1 protein-coding gene is annotated in these 426 nt (G+C 64.8%); it reads right to left on the minus strand.

Annotation, left to right across the window (positions count from 1 at the left end; genetic code table 11):
• Positions 1-426, minus strand: a 426-nt coding sequence (locus tag L0D17_RS13320) for an AMP-binding enzyme (protein ID WP_243095719.1), incomplete at both ends; no start/stop codon positions are given.

The following is a 426-nucleotide window of genomic DNA, read 5'->3' on the forward strand; positions in this document are numbered from 1 at the left end:
CGGAAGGCGATGATGCGGGGCACCTTGTAGGCGGCGAGGTTTTGGCGGCAGAAGGCCTCAATATCCTTTTCCGTCACCTTGCCCCGGTACTCGGGTTTGAGGACGAGGAAGGCGGCCACGGTCTCGCCGCGGTAGGGGTCGGGGACGCCCACCACGGCGGCCTCCTGGACGGCTTCGTGCTGGTAGAGGACCTCTTCCACCTCGCGGGGGTAGATGTTGTAGCCCCCGGCGATGATCAAGTCCTTTTTGCGGTCCACGATGTAGAAGTAGCCGTCTTCGTCCATGCGGGCCATGTCGCCGGTGTAGAGCCAGCCGTCCTTGAGGGCCTTTTGGGTTTCCTCGGGGCGGTTCCAGTAGCCTTTCATGACGTTGGGGCCCTTGACGATGAGCTCGCCCACCTCGCCCGGGGGCACCTCCCGCCCCTCC

This window comes from Thermus thalpophilus (genome assembly GCF_022760915.1).
Taxonomy (GTDB): domain Bacteria; phylum Deinococcota; class Deinococci; order Deinococcales; family Thermaceae; genus Thermus; species Thermus thalpophilus.